Source organism: Bacillus cereus group sp. BfR-BA-01382 (assembly GCF_022663475.1).
In the GTDB taxonomy this organism is placed as follows: Bacteria; Bacillota; Bacilli; order Bacillales; family Bacillaceae_G; genus Bacillus_A; species Bacillus_A thuringiensis_S.
Genome location: NZ_JAKUFQ010000048.1, coordinates 17,354 through 40,717, shown reverse-complemented (window position 1 = coordinate 40,717; position 23,364 = coordinate 17,354). Strand labels below are relative to the sequence as shown.

Here is a 23,364-nt window from a genome sequence, read left to right as displayed (position 1 = left end):
ACGACTGTCACATGGATTGGGCATTCTACTTTTCTTATCCAAACGAATGGACTTAATATATTAACAGATCCAGTATGGGCCAATAAATTAAAGCTAGTTCCAAGACTTACAGAACCTGGACTCTCTATAGAAGCACTACCTAAAATTGATATTGTCCTTATTTCACATGGTCATTATGATCATTTAGATTTTTCAACTCTTCGTCAGTTGAATGATGATGTTCTATACCTTGTACCTATCGGATTAAAAAAATTATTTACTCGTAAGAAATTTAAACATGTAGAAGAGTATAAATGGTGGGAAAGTACGATAATTAACGAAGTTTCTTTTCACTTCGTACCTGCTCAGCACTGGACGAGAAGATTCTTATTTGATATGAATACGTCTCACTGGGGGGGATGGATTATTGATAATGAAACGACTATGGAAACCATATATTTTTGTGGCGACAGTGGCTATTTCCAAGGTTTCAAAGAAATTGGTGAACGCTTTTTAATTGATATTGCTCTTATGCCCATTGGCGCTTATGAACCAGAATGGTTTATGAAAGTATCTCATGTTTCACCTGAAGAGGCTGTGCAAGCTTATTTAGATTTAAACGCTACTCATTTTATACCGATGCATTACGGAGCATTTGCACTCGCCGATGAAACACCTCGTGAAGCAATAACTAGACTTCGAAATAATTGGAATTTGCGCATGTTACCATGGGAACAACTGCATGTACTCTTTTTAGGCCAAACTTTTATTTATAGTAACGCAACAAATGATAAGCAAATAAATGAAAAAATTGAAACTTTACATGTGTAACGTAGCGACTGATTTTCTACATCTAACATATAATATAGAAAATCCTATAGTGAAGGCTTTTACGGACAGCCCGTTACCTAACCTCTTTGCTCCAGCTAAATTTTGAGGTGGGAGTTTTACTGTCCGCAAATTGCGGGATAAAGGGTGTTTTCTATGAATAGATATTTACAGACTCGCTATATCATTAGCGGTAGTGCCTGTATAGCTCTTCTTATTTCTTACTTTCTATTTACATAAAAAAGCTACTTGAAATATATTTTCAAGTAGCTTTTTTATTACTCTGCTAAATACATAAATCCGATTGCACCCGGACCTGTATGAGTACTAATTATAGGCGTTGTATAGAAAATTTCTGATTGAGCAAACCCACTCACTTTTTCAACCGCCGCTTTCATACTTTCAGCTAAAGGAATTGCTTTCGCATGTGGAATTGCAACAGCCTTTACAACTTTTCCAGCTGTATCTTGCTCAAATAACTTAGCTAATGTTTTTACAATTTGGCCTTGGCTACGAACTTTCGTTACAGGATTATAAACACCGTCTTCAAGACTAGCAATTGGCTTTATATTAAGCAGCGAACCGATAAACGCTTTTCCTTTACCGATACGTCCACCCTTCACTAAGTTTTCTAATGTATCTACTACTACATATAAACGAGTATTCTTTCTTACTTCATCTACACGTTTTAAAATTTCTTCTAGTGAGCGCCCTTCATTTGCCATTTTTGCAGCTTCAATTACTTGATATGCTAAAGCATGTGTAATAAATTGAGAATCAACAACTGTTACTTTTGTATCGGTCATTGATGCAGCACTATTTGCAGTTGCTACAGTACCACTCATTCCACTTGTCATATGAATGGAAAGTACTTCACTTCCATCTTCACCTAACTTGTTATACATTTCTACAAATGTACCCATTGCTGGTTGCGATGTTTTTGGTAATTCCTCTGATTTAAGCATTTCTTCAATAAATTCATCTGGTTGTAGATCAACACGATCTAAATATGTTTGTCCATTTACAGAGATTGATAATGGTAGAACATGAATGTCATACTTCTCGATTACTTCTTGTGATAAATCTGCCGTTGAATCTGTTACAATTTTAATTTTTTGCATATTATATTCTTCCCTTTCCAATACGCTCTCCTTGTTATTATACTAGTATTCCCATTGCTTTCAACAATTTGGAACGAAATTTCATCAAATTAATTATATTTTTATATCTAAAATGAAAAAGACAGAGCTCCTAACCCTGTCTCTACTCTATATCATGCATTTTTTTCAAGAGTATTTGTTTTATATACATTTAAATAATCATTCCACTTCAAACAATTTTGTAAATATTCACGGAAAGAATATGCAAATCTTGGATGTTTTTGTTTTTGAATTTTTGCAATAAATAATTGAAGACGAGACTGAATTAGAAACGATAATGGATGCTGCGCCTGTAGGACAGGGATTTCGAATATTTTAATACAATCCCCTGTTGAATGAGTGAAATAAAAACTTTTCGTAATCACAATATCAATCCTCTTTTTCATTGGATTTTTGAACTTCCTCTACTTTGCGTTGTAACACGTTGTTTAAAGTGGAGTAAAATCAGACTTATATGATTTCTGTAGTCCTTATGGCTAGAAGATTTATACTCTATTCATCTCCACCTAATCCATCTTCCCATCCTAAATATCTCCGAGACGGGAATCTCATTATCCATCAATTGTTTAATACATTTAGTATAAGCTTATAAAAGCGCAAAGTTTGTCTAAATTTTGGAGATTCTATAATTTTTTTCTTCTATATATTGTATACGTTTATAGCTATAGTATAACCAATAAATAAAAAAGTGCCTTTATAACGAGGCACTTTTCGACTGCATTTCTTCTCTTTTCTTTTTCCTCTTACTAACAACCTTTGATAAAGCAATACTTACTTCATAAATACAAATAAGCGGCACCGCAACTAAACTATGAGATAAAAAGTCAGGCGGTGATATACAAGATGCAATGATAATCAGTGCTACGTAAGCATATCTTCTTATTTTTATTAAAAATTCCGCCGTAAGTATTCCAATACTAGTTAAAAACATTACAACGACTGGTAATTCAAAAATCACAGCAAATGGGACTGTTAAATTAAGTACAAAATGAAAATACTTTTCTGTCGTAAACATCGTATTAAACATTTCATTACCTATCGTAGTTAAAAAGTGAAATAGAAATGGCATTACAATAAAGTATCCAAAACATAAACCTGCAATAAATAATATAGACAATACCGGTATATACATTATTGTCATCTTTTGTTCATTTGGATGTAAACCCGGTTTTACAAATAACCAAATTTGTATAGCAGCAAAAGGAATTGTACAAACGATAGCAAATACTGTAGCAATCGAGAAAAAAATCCACAATACATCACTTGGACCGAGAACAGTTAATTTCATTGGTAAATCTTTTACAAGCCAAAAATAAATATCCTTTGTAAAAGTAAATCCGATAATTAAAAATAGTACAAAGGATAACACCGTATATATTACTCTTTTTCGAAGCTCAACAATATGTTCTACTACGCTCATTTCCCGATCTTCCAACTCGTTCACCACACTTTATTTATCCATTACAAGGAAAATACATTACATTTTTTCTTTCTTTTCCTTTTCTTGAAATGCGTCATCTGTCAATTCTTTCGTTGATTTTTTAAACTCTTTTAACGTTTCCCCTAAAGCCTTCCCGATTTCCGGCAATTTTTTAGGCCCAAATAAAATGAGTACTGCTACTAAAATTAAAATTAACCCTGGAAAGCCAATATTTGAAAACATTTCCCCATCCCCTTTATTAGTAGTTTCCTTGTCCTACTATTACATAATTTTATTTTGTCAAAAAAGTTTGAAAACGTCAACAAATCCATTGCCTTTTGTCAAAAAAATTCAAAAATATAATCAATTATACAAATTTCATTTTCTATTGCCCTTGTGTATGATATGGTAAGGGAAATGACATATTATTTCATGATAGTAGAAAGGATTTGCATTATGACTGAAAAAATGACACGAATGACCCAATTTGTAAAAGAAGAAATTGCAAATGCAATTACACATGGTATCGGTGCCATTTTAAGCATCCCTGCCTTAATCATATTGATTATTCATGCTTCTAAGCACGGTACCGCATCAGCTGTAGTTGCATTTACTGTTTATGGTGTAAGCATGTTCTTACTGTACTTGTTTTCAACATTGCTACACAGCATCCATCATCCTAAAGTTGAAAAAATATTTACTATTTTAGATCATTCAGCCATTTACTTATTGATTGCTGGCACGTATACTCCTTTTCTACTTATTACACTTCGTGGCCCATTAGGATGGACGTTACTTGCTATTATATGGACACTTGCAATCGGAGGTATCGTCTTCAAAATTTTCTTTGTACGTCGCTTTATAAAGGCATCAACTTTATGTTACATCATTATGGGCTGGCTCATAATCGTTGCCATTAAACCACTTTATGAAAATCTAACTGGACATGGTTTTTCACTACTTTTAGCAGGTGGAATTTTATATTCTGTCGGAGCTATATTCTTCCTTTGGGAAAAGCTACCTTTCAACCATGCCATATGGCACCTGTTCGTTTTAGGTGGTAGTGCGATGATGTTCTTTTGTGTACTCTTTTATGTCTTACCTACAGCATAATAAAAAAGGTTTCAGCTTACTATAAGCTGAAACCTTTTTTACTACTTATGTAATTGTGATGCGATAACTTCCTGTGTATGCTTCGTTAATTCTTTAATATCCATATTCGCATAATCTTCAGGTGTAATCGGCTTAGAAATTGTTACTGTTGCATGAGCTGGCTTCATACGATTTCCATTCGCTTCAAACATCTTATATGTACCATCTAACGTTACAGGTAAAATTGCTACACCTGACTTTACTGCAAGATGAAAACTACCAGCCTTAAACTCTCCAACTTCGCCACCCTTACTTCTTGTCCCTTCTGGGAAAATTACGATAGAATGTCCATTCTTTAATAGCTCGATTCCATCTTTAATTGCTTTAAGAGATTGACGACGATCGCTACGATCCATAAATACACAATTCATAAGTTCCATCCAAGTTGGCACAACTGGGAACTTTTTAATTTCTGCTTTTGACACGAATCCAATTGGTTTATTTAAGTAACCTAGTAAAACAGGGATATCCATATTACTTTGGTGATTACTTACAACTAGTACCGGCTTGTCTTTCGGAACATTTTCAAGCCCTTTCACTTCTACTGTCCCTCCAGCTACACGTACCATTTTCTTACCAAACCAATTTGTCGTTTTGTACACAGCATTATCTTTTTCTTTTGGCGCCATCGTATTTACTTGTCTTTTAAGACGCCACATTCTCGGTGTAATCGCAATTACGATTAAAATTAAATAAAAGATTTTAAAAAACGTTTGAATCATACAGAACCCCCACCTATTATCATTCCGACCTTCATTATACTAGACAAACGAAGGAAAAAGAAGAAAAAAAGTCCAAACATCAAGTGTTTGGACTTTTTAAGGCATTCTATATTAGAAACGTTTTGCTAATTCACGAGCATTAGCAATTGCTGCTTCTTTAATTTCTTGTGCTTTTTCAGGGTTTGCATTCATACCTTCAACTGCAATATATTCAGTTTCATTTACTCCGACAAATCCTAATACAGTTTTTAAGTGATTACGACCGAAGTCTACAGCTGCGTATGCTCCTTCAGAATATACGCCACCTGTTGCTTGAATGTGAAGTGCTTTTTTACCTTCTAATAAGCCAACTGGACCATTTTCAGTATATTTGAATGTTTTACCTGCGATTGCTACGTTATCTAAGTATGCTTTTACTACTGGTGGATAGCTAAAGTTCCACATTGGAGTTACGAATACATAACGATCTGCATGCATAAATGTTTCTAAGTTTGTGTTCATTGCTGCTACTTTTTGTTGTTGAACTTCAGTTAAAGTTTCAAAGCCTTCACCTGCTGCAAATTTACCCCAAGCACCAAATACATCTGCATCGATTGCTGGTACAGTAGTATTGAATAGATCAATTGTTACAACTTCGTCTTGTGGATGCTCGTTTTTATAAGCCTCGATGAAAGCTTCCCCTACTGCCATTCCGAAAGAACCTTCTGCTGAATTTGGATTTGCTGTGATAAATAGTACTTTTGTCATTGTATTCTCTCCCTTTTTTCTCTTTATCTTTAATTCAAGATTTATTTTTCGAAAGTTAATAACTTACCTTATGTAAGTATAATACAAAAAGTTTTAATTAATGTCAATAAAAAATAGCTACTTTTTTTTCGTAAGTTAATGATTTATTTTGTTTCTTTAAAATTTAGTATACAGATATTAAGACTCCTCATACAAAAAGGCTATCTCTATAATTTATAGAGATAGCCTTTTATTACATATTATTTTTGAAAAACATGTTTTACTTTTTCAGCTGGAATGTTACTTCCACCTCTACCTTTTACATCTTCAATCATCATTGTAATGACCATATCTGGTGAATTCAAATCAAATGCAGCGAACCAGCCTAGTTCTTTTCCTTCGGCCTCTTTGGATACTTTTAATTCCGCTGTACCTGTTTTTCCAGCAAGAGTCATTCCATCAATTTTAGCAATTTTCCCTGTACCATCCGGATCATTAATTACTTTCGTCATAGCAGTTTTTAATATATCCTGATTTCCTTTAGAAATTACATTTTCTTTCCAAGCTTTTGGTTGTTTATCTGTTTTAATAATATACGGTGATGGAATCGTTCCATCATTTACAATTGGCGCATACGTTAAAGCTAAATGAAGAGGAGTCATTAATACTTGCCCTTGTCCATATCCTGTATCTGCCATTTGAATATCATTTTTAATACCGTCATTTGCAATTTTAGAAGCAGGGAATCCATATTCAATTGGTAATTTTTCATCGAATCCGAATTTTTTCGCTTCACTCATAAACTTGTCTTTTCCGATTTTCAATGCTTCTTGTGCGAAGTAAATATTATCCGAGTATTTCATCGCCTTATCAAAATCAATCGGATTTGCATCTTTCACACGCGTTACATAATAATTACCCCAAGAAGCATCTTTTGTCCATTTTAATCCTTCAATTTTTAACTCTTCTTTTGGATCAATCGTTTTCGTTTCAAGACCAATTGCAGCTGTAATTGGTTTAAATACAGAACCTGGTACCGATAATTGTGTAAAGCGATTCGTCATCGGTTTTTTCGGATCATTATTCCAAGCTTCGCGTTGTGCTTTCGATGTTCCTCGTGCAATTAAATTCGGATCATATGCTGGACTACTTACTAGTGCAATTGTTTCTCCACTTTTCGGATTAATTGCTGCACTTGAACCAGCTTCGCCCTTCATTTCATTGTACGTTTTTTCTTGAACAGCACTATCAATAGTTAAAGTTACGTTTTCTCCATCAACAGCATCTGTTTTTGCCAAGTTTTTAATTTCTTTTCCTTGTGCATCTTCTACAAAGACACGGCCACCTTTTTTACCGCGTAGCTTTTCCTCTAATACTTGCTCTAAACCAGCTTTACCAACTGGATCATCAGCTTGATAGCCTTTCTTTTGAAGCGTTTTTAAATCTTCAGCATTTACCTTTCCGATATAACCAGTTAGATGAGCTGCCGCTTCCCCTAATGGATATGTACGAACATTTACAGGTTTTGTTGAAACACCTGCTAAATCAATGTACGTATTTTGCGTTGCCCCTTCAGGCAAAATTCCAATTGGTACGAGATACCCTGGTTTTACCCATTTAGCAGCTAATTTTTGATCAATTTCTTCTACAGTCATATTTAACAACTTCGCTACTGTCTCTTTCGTTTGCGGAGCAGTATCGTCTAATTTTTCTGGAACTATTCCAATTTCAGAAGCTTTCCCATTCGTTGCAAGACCTTTTCCATTACGATCGTATATTTCACCACGTTTTGGCTGTGTTGTCTGCATACGCACTTTACTATCTTTCGTCATACCAGGGAAAATAAAATCAGGAGTCCAATCTATTTTCCAAGATTCTTTATCTCCATCTTTTTCTTTCACCATTTTTGCTTCATGGCCAAAAGTAATTTTACCACCAACTGTATCCATGCTTACTTTAAAAGGAACAGGGCCTTCATCTTTTTTATCTTCTTTTACTTCCCCTGTTTCTACCTTTAAGTCTTTTACTTCGATACCAGAATAAATTTTTTCATATTTCTCAGTAAACTCTTTCTTTGAAATATCTTTTTTTGCATTTTTTGATAGTTGATCATACATATCTGCAAATTTTTGTTTATTCCATGCTTTTACATATGTATCAAACGCTTCTTGTGGTTTTTCTTCTTTACCGCATCCAACTAACATGAATGTTAAGCAAAGAAAAAGAATCCCCCATATCTTTCTCAATCCATTCTCCTCCTCTTTCTATATTAGTAATTTTGAAAATTTTAGCATTTTTTACATGCTACCTATCATTATAGCACTATCGAATCTCATCTATAAACTTATATTGGTGAATATAAATAAAAAGATTGATGCGAATTCTCACATCAACCTTTTTTATTATTGTTGTTTCTCATATACATGGTAATAATACGTATACGGGTTTTGTTCATCCGTTAAACCTTTTTCCACAAAAATCTCTTTCCAATTTGTCATATCCATTTCTGGGAAGAATGTATCTCCTTCAAATGCATAATGGATTTTTGTTATATACAATTTGTCTACATAAGGTAAAAAGAGATCATAAATTTGCGCCCCGCCAAAAATAAAAATCTCTTCTTCATTTTTACATAGTTCAAATACTTCTTCTACAGAATGAACAACTTCACATCCTTCAACGTGATATCCTTCATTACGAGTTACAATAATATTACGTCTTCCAGGCAGCGGTCTACCAATCGCTTCATAGTTCTTTCTTCCCATAATAAGCGGGTGACCCATCGTTGTTTTCTTCACGTATTGTAATTCACTCGGTAAACGCCAAGGTAAATTATTATCTTTACCAATTACTCTATTTTCGTCCATTGCGACCATAAATGAAACAATCATTTTTTCATCTCCTCTACAATTATACTGCAACCGGTGCTTTAATTGCTGGATGCGGATCGTATCCTTCAATCGTTAAATCTTCCATTTCAAAATCGAAAACAGATTTCACATCTGAATTTAATGTAAGTTTCGGGAACGGACGTGGTTCACGTGCCAATTGCTTTTCTACTTGTTCAAAATGATTTGTATAAATGTGTGCATCTCCAATTGTATGAACAAATTCTCCTACTTCAAGACCACATTCATGTGCAATTAAATGTGTTAGTAGTGAATAACTTGCGATGTTAAATGGAATTCCAAGGAATATGTCACCACTTCTTTGATATAACTGACAAGAAAGTTTTCCGTCCGCTACATAAAACTGGAATAATGTATGACAAGGCGGTAATGCCATACTCGGTACGTCTTCAGGATTCCAAGCAGAAACGATTAAACGACGTGAGTCTGGTGTTTTTTTAATCATTTCAATTACATCTTTTAATTGATCAAGTGTCTCACCGGCTGTCGTTTTCCAAGCACGCCACTGTTTACCGTATACGTCTCCTAAATAACCATATTTATTTGAGAAATCATCATCTTCTAAAACGTTCTTTTTAAACAATTCCATTTGCTCATCGTACTGTACTTTAAATTCTTCATCTTGTTGTGAGCGAAGACCAAAATCAGTCATGTCAGGACCAGTATACTCGTCACTTTCCACCCAGCTCTTAAATGCCCATTCATTCCAAATATTATTATTATGCTGCAATAAATAGCGAATATTTGTATCACCTTTCATAAACCAAAGTAGTTCACTTGCTACAAGGCGAAATGGTACTCTTTTTGTCGTTAATAAAGGAAATCCTTTACTCAAATCAAAACGCATTTGATATCCAAATACAGATACAGTTCCTGTCCCTGTACGATCTTCTTTCTTCGTACCATGTTCCATTACATGGCGGCATAAATTTAAGTATTCATTTTCAGCATGTTTCATATGTAGGAAAACCTTCTTTCAATCGTATATGCAATTTATCATAACATGAAAAATGGTAAAGTTAATAATCCTAATTAATAAAATTTCTCCCACTAATTCTTACAAAATTATTAACTTTCCAAATTTAAAAAGGTTTTCATTTTCTATTACCGAAAGTATAGTGCGGTAGAACAAAATTTATATTTGGAGGTTAGAAGTATGTCTAAATTTGGAACGCCTGTTATGACTTCTTTACAAACAACGGTTGAAAAAATGATGAAGGATTTAAATGTTCCTGGTGCTGCTGTCGCTGTAATAAAAGACGGTGAAGTTATTATTTCAGAAGGTTTCGGCTATCGTAATATAGAAACAAAAGAGGCTGTTACACCGCATACTCGATTCGCAATCGGTTCCTCAACGAAAGCTTTTGGCACACTTTCATTAAGTTTGTTAACACAACAACAAAAATTTAATTGGGATAGTCCTGTCCAGTCTTTTATACCTAACTTCTCTTTATCTGAAGTACTTGCTAGCTCACAAGTTACCGGACGAGATTTAGCTTCTCATCGAACCGGTGTAAGCCGTCATGAGGCTCTTTGGTATAGCTCTTCCTTATCTCGAAAAAATCTCGTTGAAAAAATAAAACATTTACCACTTGATGCGCCGTTCCGAACAGCGTTTCTATATAACAACTTAATGTATACAACAATCAGCTACATTGTGGAAAATATTACAAATCAAACGTGGGAACAATACGTTACAGAACATATTTTAGAGCCTTTAAATATGAATCAAACAAACTTCTCTGTTACAGATTCACAAACTACAGATGATTATGCTTTACCTTACGTTGAAAATGAAGGTAAAATAAAAGAAGTTCCATTCCATAACATCGATACAGTTGGAGCTGCTGGGTGTATTAATTCTACAATTGAAGATATGGCAAATTGGGTCCTTCTTCACTTAAACAAAGGTAAATTTGGAAATCATGAATTAATCTCCTCTGAATTATTACAACAAATGTATACACCACATAATTCCATTCCAGATCAACCAGTTTTATCACTTCCTGAATCTCCATTAAATAGTTACGGTCTTGGTTGGTTTATTAGCGCTTACCGTGGTAATAAGGTAATTCATCATGGCGGTAATATTGATGGGTTTTCAGCACTTGTTTCATTCATACCAACAGAAAACATAGGCCTTGTCATTTTAACGAATGCTGGAGGAACATTACTTCCTACTTATCTCGCTAATCAAATTTATGACGAACTACTTGAATTAGAATCCATTGATTGGCATAAACGTGCTGTAGAAGATACTGAGAAAATGAAGGAAATGATGAAAGAAGCAACTGAATCGCTTCCTGAACAAATTAAAGGGACTACACCTTCTCACAAGTTAGAGGATTATACTGGTACTTTTGAACATCCTGCATACGGAACATTACAAGTATACAAACAAGATGATTCGTTATTTGTACAATTTATGGAGATGAAGGTTCAATTGCACCATCATCACTACGACATCTTCTCTGCAAAAATTGACTTATTCCAAATGAAAATGAGTTTATTATTCGCTTATGAAATGAATGTGAGTGGTGAATTCCCATCTCTTCAGTTACATGTGCCAGCTATGTTAAGTACTCAGCCGCTGACATTTAAGAAAATCAAATAATTATTTTGATGGTAAAAAATAAAGGTAGGTGCGAATCACACCTACCTTTTCTATTTCATATCCATCTTATCTGGTTGAAACCAAATCGGCTTCAATAGTTCAAAGTTTTTATGATCTTCTAATACAATATGAAGACGCTCTAACGTATCCTCCAACATATGCGGTGCTGCTCGTAATGTCCAGACAACTGATGAGAAAACTGTCATGCCAACGTACACCGCATATAATTTCCAGAACTCCTCTGGTATTCTCTCATTAAAGTATCCTTCTATTTGTCCGATTGAATATGGAATACTAATGTCTCTTGCAAATAGTGCAATTTTTACGAAATCATGCAGTGGGTCGCCCCAGTCATAACCATTAAAATCAACTACACCTACATATCTCCCATCCCGTACAATTATATTTTCTAAATGAAAATCATCGTGTTGAAATCGATTTGGGCGATCCTTTACATACATTTCATTTTCATCTATAAACTTAATAATTTTATCATCATTTTCAATTTTAATTCCGCATGTTTTATACGCCTCTAAATATTTCCTATGTTTTTTCATTGCTCTTTCATACCACGGAAGTATATTCTTAGGAGCTTCAAGTGTATGCATTTTCGCTAAATCTTTTCCTGCCTCTATGCCAATATCATATTGTTCTTTTGGTGAATACGTAGACAATAGTCTCTTCGCATCTTCCCCTTCTAAATATGAAAAAATACTATAGCATACACCTTCTTCTTCCAATATACCTATTTCAATTGGCCTTTGTGCCTGTACGTTACATTTTACCATTTCATTTAAAATTTGAAACTCTATTTTCTTTCTTTCATACTCTTTTATATCGCCTGTCCGAAATAAATATTTTTCATTATTCGCACTCATAATTATATATTTCTTGTCAGGCGAAAAACCTTTAGAAATTTCTTTAATATCCACTGCATCTTTTACAATTTGTATATTGTTTTGCTGCGCTGTAATTATCTTCATATCTATTCCCCTTACATTTCTGCCTTTGGTGTATAGGCAACTTCTACAATAAATCCATTCGGATCGTAAAAATCAATCGTATAGTAACCTTCCGAATAATGATTCATTTCAATTGGACCACGTATTACCTTCACTTTCGTACTAGAAAGAAAATCTGCTACTTCATCAACTACTTCTCTATGAATAGCTTGATAACAAATATGTCTAGGCCCTAACGTCCTTACGATTTCCTCATCTACTTCTTTAAAATATATTTCACTTTCTCCTGTGCTATATGCTACTTCATTTAACTTTCTCCATCCAATTATGGAAAACAACTTATTATAAAAAGAAATGGACTCCTCCAAATTCGCTACCCAAAATTCAATATGATGAATGCCTGCTCGAAGTGTATTCATATTAAGAATACGCTCCTTGTACTACTTCCACAATTTCCATCGGCTTATGAACCATATAATCTGGTGCATCTTTTTTCACTGTTTCAATGACATCATATCCCCAAGATACCCAAATCACGTTCACTCCAGCCTTTTTACACGCTGCTACATCTCGCTGTTCATCACCAACGTATAACATATCCTGCTCTGTTATCTTTTTCGATTTTAAAAATCTTTTTATCATTTTATCTTTACCAAACAGATTTTTAGAACAATACACTTCTTGTATATTTTCTATATCATTCTTGTGTAAAAATGCCCGAATATGCTCTTCTGAGTTAGATGATATAACCGCAATACCGTATCCTTTTTTATATAGTTCATCTAATACATCCTTCATCCCATGAAATAAAACAAGATCTTTTATAGCAGGCTGATATAATTTATAAAACTCCAACGCTAATATCGGTAATTTATACAGTGGTACATCGAGTTGTTTACATCTCTCTGGCATCGTTAATTTACGTAAATGTTCAATTTCTTCTTCCTTTACCGTTTTATATCCGTGCTTTTCAGCAATTTGATTATAAATTGGTACAAATATATTTTGCGAATCTACTAATGTGCCATCAAAGTCAAAAACAATGTATTTTTGCATCTCCATACTCCTTTTACTTCTTTTTTCTAAACCTATGTTATTCAACAACATAGTTGTCTGTCCCTTCTATAAACATAAAAAAGAACAAGATTTTCTCTTGTTCTTTTTAAGACAACCATTTCGGCGGTACATTTGTATTCCAATAAATATTTCCTAACTCATGATGTCCAGAGTATCCATCATCAAAACGGTGATAATGGAAATTAAAATAATAACCATCTTGCGGCGGATGATCTCTTCTTACATGGAAACGCAATAAATCATTTCCTGATTTCGTATCGTAGACGTGAAAAATCTTTTCATTATTTCCACCAGCTGGTTTTTGAGAAATCGCTAATGATTGTAGTGAGTCTTCTGGTACATCACTAGCAAGCTCAGCAATTGCCTCTTCAATTTTCGGTAATATTACATCTTTAAATTCATCTTCAATTACTGGACCAATTTTAGTACCAAACTTTTGCATCGACTGCTTCTCTGCTTCTTGCATTGCATAAGTAATAAAAGTATCGGTGGTTAACCTGTCATTCGTTTCTTCATATGTATAGGACGTGCTCTCCAAACTTTGTTGCCCAGCTGTGCTCGTAGGCTTGTCCGCAGCTTTGGCATTATCAAGCAATATGGAAGGAGGCGTCACTAAACCAAATGTAAATACGGTAATTAATGCGACTAAGGTTTTTCTAAACCAATTTGGCATTTATGTTCCCTCCCCTTTCACTCATTATTTTTTATATAACGGTGGTTTCTTCTATTATACAAAATGATTATAATTTTTGCACTTTACAATTTTGTTAACGTTCACATATTTTTCACTTGAATATGAAATTGTAAGATTTCATACAATATTAATACCACAATATTGAGGAGGCACTTGAATGACTTTAGATGTCATGTATTCCGCCGCAAGCATACTCGTTTTAGTATATTTTATTTATCAATGTGTTACAGACTAGAAAAAGAGCCGTCAATGGCTCTTTTTTTATGGTAAAAATACAATCCATACAATTAATAAAATAAAAACAAAGCCACCAATCACAGCTGGCAATAAATAAAACTGGGCAAGTATAACTATTGCATACAAGAGTATTGCTGGTAGTAGTAAATAACGATCTGCCTTCCACCTTAGCAAAAGTAATTTTCCTTCTTCACAATATAAATGAAGAAACATTTTTTTCGTAAATTCATTCCAATAATCACGCGCATAGCGAGAAATTGCAACTACAGTAAATACAAGAACAATAGCTGCAATCCACCTTGGAGTCATGATTATACTTGCAGTACTCATACATACAATTTGAATATAAAATATTCGTGCAGTACTTGTACGGAAAAATTCTTTCAAAAAAGATTCGATAATAAGAGAATCTGCTTTTTTTCCTAATAGTCTTTTAGAACGCGGAAACATCCACGGTTTTTTATTCGAGCTACTCGGTTTAGCTGCATGACCACCAACTTGCATAATTCCGCTCGTCCAGCGCATGCTTTCCTCTTTTTCTTTCTCGATTTCTTTAAAAAAGAACTTTTTATAATTCATTTTCTCTTTTACTAATACACTACTTAAGAAAATTACTAGACCGATAAATAGAATTGAATAATATAGATTTTTATAAATAAAAAATAAACTAATTCCAAAAAAGGACAAGCTCATAGAAAATACTACATTTTTTACAATCCATAAAACCCATCGTTTCCCCACCTGTACATGAATAAATCTTGTTAACAACGACAACATAAATCGAAATATAGTAAAGAATACCCAAAATAATACGACTTGTATCTCTGTTACTCCGATACTTTTCATCAACACTGGTAACATAATAACGACTACTATTACATTCGTTATCGCTATTCGAACAAATGTGTACATCATGCCATACTGGACTAATTTTCGCATATGTGTTGCATACGAAATTAAAAATAAACTATCCGCTTGCTCAAAAAACGAACGAACTCCTCTCGGATATGTTACTAGATAAAATGCGAGTAATCCTAATCCGAAATAAATCGTCTCTTCCATTGATAATTCATTTATCCATAGTGACCTATAATAGATTCCCATAAATATAAGTGTTGGAATAATAATATATAACGCGACTGTCCAATCTGTTACCGAACATATAGAATTCCACTTCCGCTGGAGCTCATGACATAATCTTTTATAAAATTGTTGTTTAATCATGTTGTTCACGCCTTACAATTATATCAAAACAGTCTAGTAATGAGCTATCCGGCATTTCCGCTAACATTTGAATAGATTCTAAATGTCCATCTGCGACTAATGTACCTTGTGAAATGAGTAAAAATCTTTCACAAATTTTTTCAGCAGTATCCAATACGTGCGTACAAAGTAAAATTCCTGCTCCGCGCTCTTTTTCTTTATATAAATAACTTAAAAACTCTTTCGTAGCTACTGGATCTAAACCGATAAAGGGTTCGTCAATTATATAAAAATCTGGCTCAGTTAAAAACGCCAATATTAGCATCGATTTTTGTTTCATACCTTTTGAAAACTTTGATAAATATTCATGTTTATGCTTATCCATTCGAAAAGTATGTAATAATTGTCCCGCTCTTTCTTCCCAGCTTCCCATTTCACTTCCACGAGCTGCCATTAATAATTCAATATGTTCCCAGAGCGTCAAGTAATCATAGTATGTTGGATGTTCTGGTACGTATGCATACGGATTTTTCTTTTCACCGAATGATATTTCACCGTCCATATTTACAAGTAATCCCAGCATCGTTTTTATCGTCGTACTCTTCCCAGCACCATTTGCTCCAATAAGAGCAACTAGTTCACCTTTTTCGATAGAAAAAGCTATATCACGAATTGTTTTTTCACCTATTTCATATCCAGCTGAGCGGATATTTACTTCTAACATGCATTTCCCCTCTTTCCATTTCCAATACGATCAAGGAAAAGAATAACATATAACTATCTATATATCATTATAAAATATTTATTTTTATGGCAGGAAAAAACATTTTTTAACAGAATACTAAATGTTTGATTACATTTTATTGGAGTGGATAATATGTCTTTTCAAATTCGTGAAGCAACGATAGATGATATAGACGCACTTTGTTCTTTAACGAAAGAATTAAAAGGTTCCTCTATTTCCTATGAAGATATGAACAATCGATTACAATTCGTACAAATGAGTCCGTTTGATTTTTTATATGTTTACGAGGAAGAAGAAGCTATATTTGGATTACTTGGATTTCGTATACGTGAAAATTTAGAAGATGTAACACGTTATGGAGAGATTTCAATTATTAGCGTTGATTCTAACATACGACGTAAAGGCATTGGACAAGTTTTGATGGATTATGCAGAACAATTAGCAAAGAAACATAATTGCATTGGCACATGGCTAGTTAGTGGAACAAAAAGAGTAGAAGCTCATCCTTTTTACAAAAAATTAGGCTATGAGGTAAATGGCTACCGATTTGTAAAACATTTTTAAACTACTTATAAATTGAAGGGGCTATAACTATGACAAACATTAAAGCAATTTTCATTGATCGTGACGGTACAATTGGTGGTGACACTACAATACATTATCCAGGATCTTTTACATTATTTCCATTTACAAAAACATCCTTGCAAAAACTAAAAGCTAAGAATATAAAAATTTTCTCTTTCACAAATCAACCTGGGATTGCAGATGGAATAGCAACTGTAGCCGATTTTGTACAAGAATTAGAAGGCTTCGGTTTTGATGATATTTATGTATGTCCTCATAAACACGGTGATGGTTGTGAATGCCGTAAACCGAGTACAGGCATGCTGCTTAAAGCAGCAAAAAAACATGGGCTTGATTTAACACAATGTGCTGTAGTTGGTGATCGCTGGACTGATATTGTTGCAGGAGCAAAAGTAAATGCGACAACGATTCTAGTCCGAACAGGCGCTGGGTATGATGCTTTGCATACGTACCGAAACAAATGGGCACATATTGAACCAAACTACATTGCAGATAACTTTGAAGATGCAACAAACTGGGTTTTAAATCAACTATAATACAAAGGTAGCAAGTTCCCTTTTGATAAGCAGACATTGCAATTCAAATTATATTTTTTATTACTAACAGCAATTAACGTAAAGAAGGAATAGCCTAGTGGCTATCCCTTCTTTATTGACTTCTATTATTTACATTTGTTATCTGTTTTTATTGAGTATTCTCATCGTTTTTATACTCCAAAATATCCCCTGGCTGACACTCCAAAGCTTTACATATCGCTTCTAATGTTGAAAAACGAACCGCTTTTGCTTTCCCATTTTTCAAAATAGAAAGATTCGCCATCGTAATTTCAACCTTCTCCGAAAGCTCCGTTACACTCATCTTTCGTTTTGCTAACATGACGTCAATATTAATAATAATTGTCATATCCGCCACCTCAAACTGTCAAATCATTTTCTGATTTTATGTTAATTGCTTCTTGTAGAAGGCGTTGAAGGATAGCGGTAAAAACAGCGCTAACGAACGAAGCAAAAATGATAATAAGTCCCACTAACCCAATAGGAGGTTCCATTTTCTTCGCTATAAAATGAAAAAGTGGCAAACCTAATACATACAAACCACTGATTGTAACTGCACAGCGCTTTATATTCTTTAACTACTTTACAGATAATTCCGAGAACGCTGTGTTCTCGTCAATATACTGTAAAAGATTGAAAGCCTGATAAAGAGCAACATAAAAAGGCACAGCTGCTCCATACATCACAATGAAAACAAGATATTTTATCGGAGCGATATTAGGATACAAATTCGCTACAAAATTCGCCATTTCCGGCACTAAAAATATGCATAAGGCAAGCACTGCAATTCCAGAAAGAAAAATAATTACTTTTAAGAACGTTGTTGAACTTCATTTAAGATTCATTTACAATAACTCACTTATTTAATGACAACATAATTTTACCACACATTTTATCGTTTAACAATAAATAAATATCGTTTTATCGTTATTGTCATACTTTTTAATTTAGGCAAAAATAAAAAAGAATTTCTCATTACAAAGAAATTCTTTTTCTTGAAAATGCCTCTTTCAACTTAATTTTTTAAAACGTTAATTCGTAATGGAAATAACGATTATCTCTCAAATAACCATTTTCAGCATATAATCGTTGTGCTGATAAATTATCAATCTCTGTTTGTAATTTTACACCTTTCGCTCCATTTTCTAATGCGTATTCTTTAGCAGCTTCTAATAATTTTTTACCTGTTCCGGCTCCACGCTTCGCCGCTTGTACAAATAAATCATTTAAAATCCATAATTCTTTCATTGAAATGGAAGAAAATGATGGATATAGTTGTGTGAACCCAATATATTCGCCGTCTTCAACTGCTACGAAAATAACGGACTCTTTTTTCTCAATTCGGTTTCGTAAAAATACTTTTGCCCCTTCTAAATCAGAATCCTGCCTATAAAACATGCGATAGTTATTAAAAACTGATGCTAGTCCATCTAAATCTGCAATTGTTGCCTCATATATTCTCATTTTACTCCATTCCCCTTCCAATACTGTCTCATTATATCCGTTGCCCATTTAGGCTGGTGTATTTCTTCTTTCGGCATAAACTCTTTCATTATTGGTTTTATATCCAATATAGGAGTGCCATCAATAGCATCTAATCCCTCAACAATAATTGATTTACCTTCTCTTTTGATCACCTTTACAATTGTTACACCTATGCGATTCGGGCGATTTTTCCCGCGCTGTGCAAAAATACCTACTTCAGGATAATCCTTATTATTTCTAGGATGTCTAGCAAAATACTGAATTTGCTCGTCAGTTACTTTATGAAAATAAAAAACAACTTCAATATGAGAAAAATCTTCAATCCCTTGTATACTTTCTTCTGCATACATTTCAGTTAAAGTTATACGGGATCTTACTTCTCCCCACTCATCATCTTTTATTTCCTTTCTTTCATTATGTACAAATGCGATTGGTTGAACTGAAAACATGCGCATTCCCCCTTAAATGTAACCACTTACATTATAAAATATTTTCTGAATGTTTTCCAGATATATGAATTTAGTTTACATAATATAATTACATTCTATCTAGAGCTACCTTGACTGCTTCAATTGCATGTATATGAGTCGTATCAAATATCGGGACAGATACGTCTTCTTGCTTTATTAATAACCCTATTTCTGTACAACCTAATATGATTCCCTGTGCTCCTTTTTGCACTAACTCTTCGATGACTCTTTTATAATATTCTCTAGATTGAGATACTATTTTTCCTAAACATAATTCTGTATATATTACTTTATTTATTTCTTTTCTATTTTTTTCTGATGGTACTATTACTTTTATATTATTTTCTTCTATACGTGACTTATAGAAATCTTGCTCCATTGTATATGTAGTTCCAAGCAGACCAACCTTTTGAATGTCTTTTCTTTTAATTGCTTTTGCAGTTGCATCAGCAATATGTAAGACTGGAATATCAATTTTCGCCTTTATTTTTCCAACTACCTTATGCATTGTATTTGTACAAATGATTATAAAGTCTGCTCCTCCCTTTTGTAATGAATATGCCGCATTCCCTAGAATTTCTCCAGCACCATCCCAATCTCCGCTAGACTGACATCGTTCAATCTCTTCAAAATCCACACTATTAATCAAACATTTTGCTGAATGTAGCCCTCCTAATCTCTCTTTTATTTCTTCATTAATAATTCGATAATATTCAGAAGTTGATTCCCAACTCATACCACCTATAAGACCTATCGTTTTCATATAAACAACACCTACCTAAACTTTTTTATAAAACTAATAACAACGTTTTATTGTATATATTATACATAATAAAACAAGACTTTAAGTTTGAAATATAAAGTCTTGTTTTACGGAATTTAATATGGAAATAATAAAGAGTAATTGTACTTTCATTTCCAAGGAAATTTTTATAGAATATTCTGAAATTAACAATCTGATGTTTTTATAAATTCTTTATACTTATAATTAAAACACTCTCGATACAACGCTTTGATTTCATCATATGATGGAACACGTGGGTTATTAGCTGGGCTACCACTTTCAATTGCATCTGATGCCATTTTAGAAATAGCATTTTCAAATTCAATTTCATCGATTCCATATTCTTTTAAATTTGGAATACGAAGATCAAAGCAAAGTTTTTTTATTTCCCCAAGCGTGTAGTCTGCTACTTCCTCATCAGAATTCGAATACAAATCCTTATTTAAACTACGTCCAATTTTTGCTAACCTTTTCACTGCACTTGTTTTTGTAAACTCTAACACTGTAGGTAATAGTATGGCATTTGATATTCCATGCGGTACATGAAATAATGCTCCCACTGGCCTTGACATTCCATGAACTAATGTAACTGATGCATTAGAAAATGCAATTCCAGCTTGTAAGGAAGCAATCATCATCGCTTCTCTTGCCTCCATATTACGTCCATCTTCATATGCTATACGTAAATATTTCATAATACTTTCAATAGCTGAAAGAGCAAGTACATCTGTAAGTGGCTGTGAAAATTTAGAAATATAAGCTTCAATCGCATGACATAACGCATCTATTCCTGTTGCTGCCGTAATTTGTGGTGGTAACGAACTTGTCAAAACTGGATCTATAATTGCTACTTTCGGTATAAAACTAGGATGCTTCATCATCATTTTTACATCTGTTTTTTTATTCGTAATTGCTGCTACACTTGTAACTTCCGATCCAGTACCAGAAGTTGTTGGAATTGCAATAAGTGGTAGTGGATTGTTTTCTATTTCAATATCCTTTTCGACATAATCCTCAACTTCTCCACCATTTGTATATAAAACCGCTACTGCTTTCGCAGCATCAATACAACTTCCACCACCAATACCGATAATAAAATCACACTTTTCCTCTTTACAAAGAGATAAGGCTTCTAACACGTGTATATTTGTAGGTTCAGCATCCACTTTATTATATGTACTAACAGTAATACTTTTCTTATTTAGTTGTTGTATACACTTTTCAAGATATCCTAATTTCTCCATAATTGTATCAGTAACTATAAAAGCTCTTTTCCCTAACTTTTTTGATTGTTCCCCAAGTTTTTCAAGCGAATTCCTTCCATATAATACCGACTTTGGCATACGAAACTCAGAAACTTCTTGCAAGTACTCCACCCCTTCTTATCCTATTTAATATTTTATGATATAAATTATCGATTTGATGAATCTTTACGATTCGAATTTTTAATAGAGTCCTGTTAAAGTATAGAACGCGATAACTAAAAATACAGCAACCGTTTTCAAAACTGTAATAGCAAATATATCTTTATAGGACTGTTTATGTGTTAATCCTGTTACTGTAAGAATAGTAATAATAGCCCCGTTATGCGGTAGTGTATCCATTCCTCCTGATGCCATTGATACGATACGGTGCATAACTTCTAATGGAATATCAAATTGATTGGCCGCTGCAATAAATTTATCTCCCATTGCACTTAATACTATTCCCATTCCTCCTGATGCAGAGCCTGTAATTCCAGCTAAAATATTCGTCGTTACTGCACCATTCACTAACGGATTTGTGAAAGTAGCAGAGATGCCATCTCTCATAATTACGAAGCCTGGAAGTGCTGCAATGACACCACCGAATCCAAACTCAGCTCCTGTATTCATCGTTGCAAGTAGCGCTCCACCAATACTTGTATTCAATCCAGCTTGGAAACCTGTTACTACTCGCTTCCAATATAATAATAACGTTGTTAAGATCCCTATAATAAGTGCCAATTCTACAGACCAAATTCCTACTACTGCACTTAATTCTACTTTTCCAAATGCTTTCATACCAATTGCAGAAAAATCAAAACCGCTTGGATACCACTTTGGTATCATAATAGTAAACACTTTATTCATTACACCTACTAAAATAAGTGGTATAAATGCAATAAGTTGTTGTGCTCTTGTAATTTCAATGTTATTAATTAATGGCATATTTTTTTGTTCTAATTGCAAAGATGCTGCCATTTCAGTATTTCCATCATTAAAACCAAAATATCCTTCACCTGCCGCTTTTGCCTTCTTACGTCTACTCTCTAAATATAGTAAACCTAATGTAAGAACAAAAATTGCTCCTACAATGCCAAGTATCGGTGCAGCATAAATATTCGTTTTAAAAAATGTTGTAGGTATTACATTTTGAATTTGTGGTGATCCAGGTAGCGCATCCATTGTAAACGTTACTGCTCCAAGAACAATCGTTCCAGGGATTAAACGCTTTGGAATATTAGCTTGTCGAAACAACTTAGCTGCGAACGGATAAACAGCAAACACTACTACATACACACTAACACCACTATACGTTAAAATAGCCCCCATTAATACAATCGCTAATATAGTACGTTTTTCACCAACTAACTCAATAATCGTTTTTGCGATAGAATCTGCAATTCCTGACATTTCCACTACTTTTCCAAATATTGCTCCTAATAAAAACACAGGAAAATATAACTTTATAAATCCAACCATTTTCTCCATAAAGATATTAGAAAAGAAAGGTAATACATAACTAGGTTCTGTCAAAAATACTGCAAATAATGCAAATATCGGTGCGAATAAAATAACAGAAAAGCCTCTATATGCTACGAACATAAGTAAACTTAGTGCTAATAATATAATAACTAACTCCAATTTTACCCCTCCATTAAACAGAATATTCTAAAATTTATTGATAAACTTCTACTAATCTTTTAATTCTGACATCCCTCCTCTTATTCATACAATTTTTTCATGCTAAAAATGTCTAATTATAAATATTCGATTACATATGAAAAATCCCTTTAAACAGAAACGAATTCCTCATC

Annotated in this window: 26 protein-coding genes and 1 pseudogene; 5 read left to right on the top strand and 22 right to left on the bottom strand. The window is 33.6% G+C overall.

What is annotated here, in order from left to right:
- Positions 1-810, top strand: an 810-nt coding sequence (locus MR160_RS18940) for an MBL fold metallo-hydrolase (protein WP_242297859.1), incomplete at its 5' end; no start/stop codon positions are given.
- Between the two features lie 275 nt (positions 811-1,085).
- On the opposite strand, the gene MR160_RS18935 is transcribed toward MR160_RS18940, so the two are convergent.
- The 4 genes from MR160_RS18935 to MR160_RS18920 form a co-directional block, all read right to left on the bottom strand.
- The gene (locus tag MR160_RS18935) at positions 1,086-1,928 is read right to left on the bottom strand and encodes a DegV family protein (RefSeq protein WP_014894780.1); all 843 of its coding nucleotides are present in this window, start codon (positions 1,926-1,928) and stop codon (positions 1,086-1,088) included.
- 152 nt (positions 1,929-2,080) lie between these two features.
- On the bottom strand, positions 2,081-2,332 hold the full coding sequence (locus MR160_RS18930) for a DUF2535 family protein (protein WP_000629010.1): 252 nt from the start codon (positions 2,330-2,332) through the stop codon (positions 2,081-2,083).
- Positions 2,333-2,661: 329 nt separating this feature from the next.
- Positions 2,662-3,387, bottom strand: coding sequence for a twin-arginine translocase subunit TatC (gene tatC / locus MR160_RS18925; protein ID WP_000117643.1), 726 nt, complete (start codon positions 3,385-3,387; stop codon positions 2,662-2,664).
- A gap of 57 nt (positions 3,388-3,444) precedes the next feature.
- Positions 3,445-3,630 (bottom strand): twin-arginine translocase TatA/TatE family subunit, encoded by a 186-nt coding sequence (locus MR160_RS18920; RefSeq protein ID WP_000492443.1) that lies wholly within the window; start codon positions 3,628-3,630, stop codon positions 3,445-3,447.
- 213 nt (positions 3,631-3,843) lie between these two features.
- Between MR160_RS18920 and trhA the strand changes: the two genes are divergently transcribed.
- Entirely contained in the window at positions 3,844-4,500 is a 657-nt protein-coding gene (trhA, locus tag MR160_RS18915) for a PAQR family membrane homeostasis protein TrhA (RefSeq protein WP_000136889.1), read from the top strand.
- A gap of 41 nt (positions 4,501-4,541) precedes the next feature.
- On the opposite strand, the gene MR160_RS18910 is transcribed toward trhA, so the two are convergent.
- From MR160_RS18910 to MR160_RS18890, 5 genes are all read right to left on the bottom strand, one after another.
- Positions 4,542-5,261: a lysophospholipid acyltransferase family protein gene (locus tag MR160_RS18910; RefSeq protein WP_000616579.1), complete on the bottom strand. Its 720-nt coding sequence runs from the start codon at positions 5,259-5,261 to the stop codon at positions 4,542-4,544.
- A 111-nt stretch (positions 5,262-5,372) separates the two neighbouring features.
- Positions 5,373-6,008 carry an FMN-dependent NADH-azoreductase gene (locus MR160_RS18905; RefSeq protein WP_000170033.1) on the bottom strand — a complete coding sequence of 212 codons (636 nt, stop codon included), beginning with the start codon at positions 6,006-6,008 and terminating at the stop codon, positions 5,373-5,375.
- A gap of 239 nt (positions 6,009-6,247) precedes the next feature.
- Positions 6,248-8,233, bottom strand: coding sequence for a penicillin-binding protein 3 (pbpC, locus tag MR160_RS18900; protein WP_097825952.1), 1,986 nt, complete (start codon positions 8,231-8,233; stop codon positions 6,248-6,250).
- Between the two features lie 156 nt (positions 8,234-8,389).
- A complete protein-coding gene (locus MR160_RS18895) occupies positions 8,390-8,878 on the bottom strand; it encodes a dihydrofolate reductase (protein WP_000637208.1) in 489 nt (162 codons plus the stop codon).
- Between the two features lie 19 nt (positions 8,879-8,897).
- On the bottom strand, positions 8,898-9,854 hold the full coding sequence (locus MR160_RS18890) for a thymidylate synthase (RefSeq protein ID WP_000679602.1): 957 nt from the start codon (positions 9,852-9,854) through the stop codon (positions 8,898-8,900).
- 198 nt (positions 9,855-10,052) lie between these two features.
- On the opposite strand from MR160_RS18890, the gene MR160_RS18885 reads away from it, so the two are divergent.
- The gene (locus MR160_RS18885) at positions 10,053-11,510 is read left to right on the top strand and encodes a serine hydrolase (protein WP_000032719.1); all 1,458 of its coding nucleotides are present in this window, start codon (positions 10,053-10,055) and stop codon (positions 11,508-11,510) included.
- 50 nt (positions 11,511-11,560) lie between these two features.
- On the opposite strand, the gene MR160_RS18880 is transcribed toward MR160_RS18885, so the two are convergent.
- The 6 genes from MR160_RS18880 to MR160_RS18855 all read right to left on the bottom strand — a co-directional run bounded on the left by MR160_RS18880 (position 11,561) and on the right by MR160_RS18855 (position 16,407).
- The gene (locus MR160_RS18880; RefSeq protein WP_000692069.1) at positions 11,561-12,493 is read right to left on the bottom strand and encodes an aminoglycoside phosphotransferase family protein; all 933 of its coding nucleotides are present in this window, start codon (positions 12,491-12,493) and stop codon (positions 11,561-11,563) included.
- Between the two features lie 11 nt (positions 12,494-12,504).
- Positions 12,505-12,891 (bottom strand): VOC family protein, encoded by a 387-nt coding sequence (locus MR160_RS18875; protein ID WP_001094667.1) that lies wholly within the window; start codon positions 12,889-12,891, stop codon positions 12,505-12,507.
- Between the two features lies 1 nt (position 12,892).
- Positions 12,893-13,528, bottom strand: coding sequence for an HAD family hydrolase (locus MR160_RS18870; protein WP_001174980.1), 636 nt, complete (start codon positions 13,526-13,528; stop codon positions 12,893-12,895).
- Between the two features lie 106 nt (positions 13,529-13,634).
- Positions 13,635-14,222, bottom strand: a complete 588-nt coding sequence (locus tag MR160_RS18865) for a YpjP family protein (protein WP_001134421.1) — start codon at positions 14,220-14,222, stop codon at positions 13,635-13,637.
- Positions 14,223-14,504: 282 nt separating this feature from the next.
- Positions 14,505-15,704: an ABC transporter permease gene (locus tag MR160_RS18860; RefSeq protein ID WP_000595437.1), complete on the bottom strand. Its 1,200-nt coding sequence runs from the start codon at positions 15,702-15,704 to the stop codon at positions 14,505-14,507.
- Positions 15,697-16,407: an ABC transporter ATP-binding protein gene (locus tag MR160_RS18855; protein WP_000895248.1), complete on the bottom strand. Its 711-nt coding sequence runs from the start codon at positions 16,405-16,407 to the stop codon at positions 15,697-15,699. Before MR160_RS18855 ends, MR160_RS18860 begins: the two co-directional genes overlap by 8 nt.
- A gap of 153 nt (positions 16,408-16,560) precedes the next feature.
- Between MR160_RS18855 and MR160_RS18850 the strand changes: the two genes are divergently transcribed.
- A complete protein-coding gene (locus tag MR160_RS18850) occupies positions 16,561-16,992 on the top strand; it encodes a GNAT family N-acetyltransferase (RefSeq protein ID WP_000009776.1) in 432 nt (143 codons plus the stop codon).
- 29 nt (positions 16,993-17,021) lie between these two features.
- Positions 17,022-17,549, top strand: a complete 528-nt coding sequence (locus MR160_RS18845) for an HAD-IIIA family hydrolase (protein ID WP_000181783.1) — start codon at positions 17,022-17,024, stop codon at positions 17,547-17,549.
- Positions 17,550-17,697: 148 nt separating this feature from the next.
- Here MR160_RS18845 and MR160_RS18840 read toward each other — a convergent pair whose 3' ends face one another.
- The 7 genes and pseudogenes from MR160_RS18840 to MR160_RS18810 form a co-directional block, all read right to left on the bottom strand.
- On the bottom strand, positions 17,698-17,916 hold the full coding sequence (locus tag MR160_RS18840; RefSeq protein WP_000152531.1) for a helix-turn-helix domain-containing protein: 219 nt from the start codon (positions 17,914-17,916) through the stop codon (positions 17,698-17,700).
- Positions 17,917-17,926: 10 nt separating this feature from the next.
- Positions 17,927-18,373 (bottom strand): annotated as a pseudogene (locus MR160_RS18835) (DUF2975 domain-containing protein).
- Positions 18,374-18,590: 217 nt separating this feature from the next.
- Complete coding sequence (locus MR160_RS18830) at positions 18,591-19,031, bottom strand: GNAT family N-acetyltransferase (RefSeq protein WP_001223866.1); 441 nt, start codon at positions 19,029-19,031, stop codon at positions 18,591-18,593.
- Positions 19,028-19,501, bottom strand: a complete 474-nt coding sequence (locus MR160_RS18825; protein ID WP_000493250.1) for an SAM-dependent methyltransferase — start codon at positions 19,499-19,501, stop codon at positions 19,028-19,030. The genes MR160_RS18830 and MR160_RS18825 overlap by 4 nt, the downstream gene beginning before the upstream one ends.
- Before the next feature lie 88 nt (positions 19,502-19,589).
- On the bottom strand, positions 19,590-20,285 hold the full coding sequence (locus tag MR160_RS18820) for an aspartate/glutamate racemase family protein (protein WP_000848566.1): 696 nt from the start codon (positions 20,283-20,285) through the stop codon (positions 19,590-19,592).
- Between the two features lie 185 nt (positions 20,286-20,470).
- Positions 20,471-21,673, bottom strand: a complete 1,203-nt coding sequence (locus MR160_RS18815) for an iron-containing alcohol dehydrogenase (protein ID WP_242297855.1) — start codon at positions 21,671-21,673, stop codon at positions 20,471-20,473.
- Positions 21,674-21,751: 78 nt separating this feature from the next.
- A complete protein-coding gene (locus MR160_RS18810; RefSeq protein WP_000424340.1) occupies positions 21,752-23,191 on the bottom strand; it encodes a GntP family permease in 1,440 nt (479 codons plus the stop codon).
- Positions 23,192-23,364: the final 173 nt, after the last annotated feature.

Bases quoted from the DNA above. Each gene is read 5' to 3' on its own strand.
- MR160_RS18825 (WP_000493250.1), bottom strand. From the start codon at position 19,501: ATGTTTTCAGTTCAACCAATCGCATTTGTACATAATGAAAGAAAGGAA.
- MR160_RS18870 (WP_001174980.1), bottom strand. From the start codon at position 13,528: ATGCAAAAATACATTGTTTTTGACTTTGATGGCACATTAGTAGATTCG.
- MR160_RS18850 (WP_000009776.1), top strand. From the start codon at position 16,561: ATGTCTTTTCAAATTCGTGAAGCAACGATAGATGATATAGACGCACTT.
- MR160_RS18865 (WP_001134421.1), bottom strand. From the start codon at position 14,222: ATGCCAAATTGGTTTAGAAAAACCTTAGTCGCATTAATTACCGTATTT.
- MR160_RS18890 (WP_000679602.1), bottom strand. From the start codon at position 9,854: ATGAAACATGCTGAAAATGAATACTTAAATTTATGCCGCCATGTAATG.
- MR160_RS18885 (WP_000032719.1), top strand. From the start codon at position 10,053: ATGTCTAAATTTGGAACGCCTGTTATGACTTCTTTACAAACAACGGTT.
- MR160_RS18820 (WP_000848566.1), bottom strand. From the start codon at position 20,285: ATGAAAACGATAGGTCTTATAGGTGGTATGAGTTGGGAATCAACTTCT.
- MR160_RS18920 (WP_000492443.1), bottom strand. From the start codon at position 3,630: ATGTTTTCAAATATTGGCTTTCCAGGGTTAATTTTAATTTTAGTAGCA.
- MR160_RS18860 (WP_000595437.1), bottom strand. From the start codon at position 15,704: ATGATTAAACAACAATTTTATAAAAGATTATGTCATGAGCTCCAGCGG.
- MR160_RS18875 (WP_001094667.1), bottom strand. From the start codon at position 12,891: ATGAATACACTTCGAGCAGGCATTCATCATATTGAATTTTGGGTAGCG.
- MR160_RS18855 (WP_000895248.1), bottom strand. From the start codon at position 16,407: ATGTTAGAAGTAAATATCCGCTCAGCTGGATATGAAATAGGTGAAAAA.
- MR160_RS18845 (WP_000181783.1), top strand. From the start codon at position 17,022: ATGACAAACATTAAAGCAATTTTCATTGATCGTGACGGTACAATTGGT.
- MR160_RS18935 (WP_014894780.1), bottom strand. From the start codon at position 1,928: ATGCAAAAAATTAAAATTGTAACAGATTCAACGGCAGATTTATCACAA.
- tatC (WP_000117643.1), bottom strand. From the start codon at position 3,387: ATGAGCGTAGTAGAACATATTGTTGAGCTTCGAAAAAGAGTAATATAT.
- MR160_RS18905 (WP_000170033.1), bottom strand. From the start codon at position 6,008: ATGACAAAAGTACTATTTATCACAGCAAATCCAAATTCAGCAGAAGGT.
- MR160_RS18910 (WP_000616579.1), bottom strand. From the start codon at position 5,261: ATGATTCAAACGTTTTTTAAAATCTTTTATTTAATTTTAATCGTAATT.
- MR160_RS18880 (WP_000692069.1), bottom strand. From the start codon at position 12,493: ATGAAGATAATTACAGCGCAGCAAAACAATATACAAATTGTAAAAGAT.
- MR160_RS18830 (WP_001223866.1), bottom strand. From the start codon at position 19,031: ATGAGAATATATGAGGCAACAATTGCAGATTTAGATGGACTAGCATCA.
- trhA (WP_000136889.1), top strand. From the start codon at position 3,844: ATGACTGAAAAAATGACACGAATGACCCAATTTGTAAAAGAAGAAATT.
- MR160_RS18840 (WP_000152531.1), bottom strand. From the start codon at position 17,916: ATGACAATTATTATTAATATTGACGTCATGTTAGCAAAACGAAAGATG.
- MR160_RS18895 (WP_000637208.1), bottom strand. From the start codon at position 8,878: ATGATTGTTTCATTTATGGTCGCAATGGACGAAAATAGAGTAATTGGT.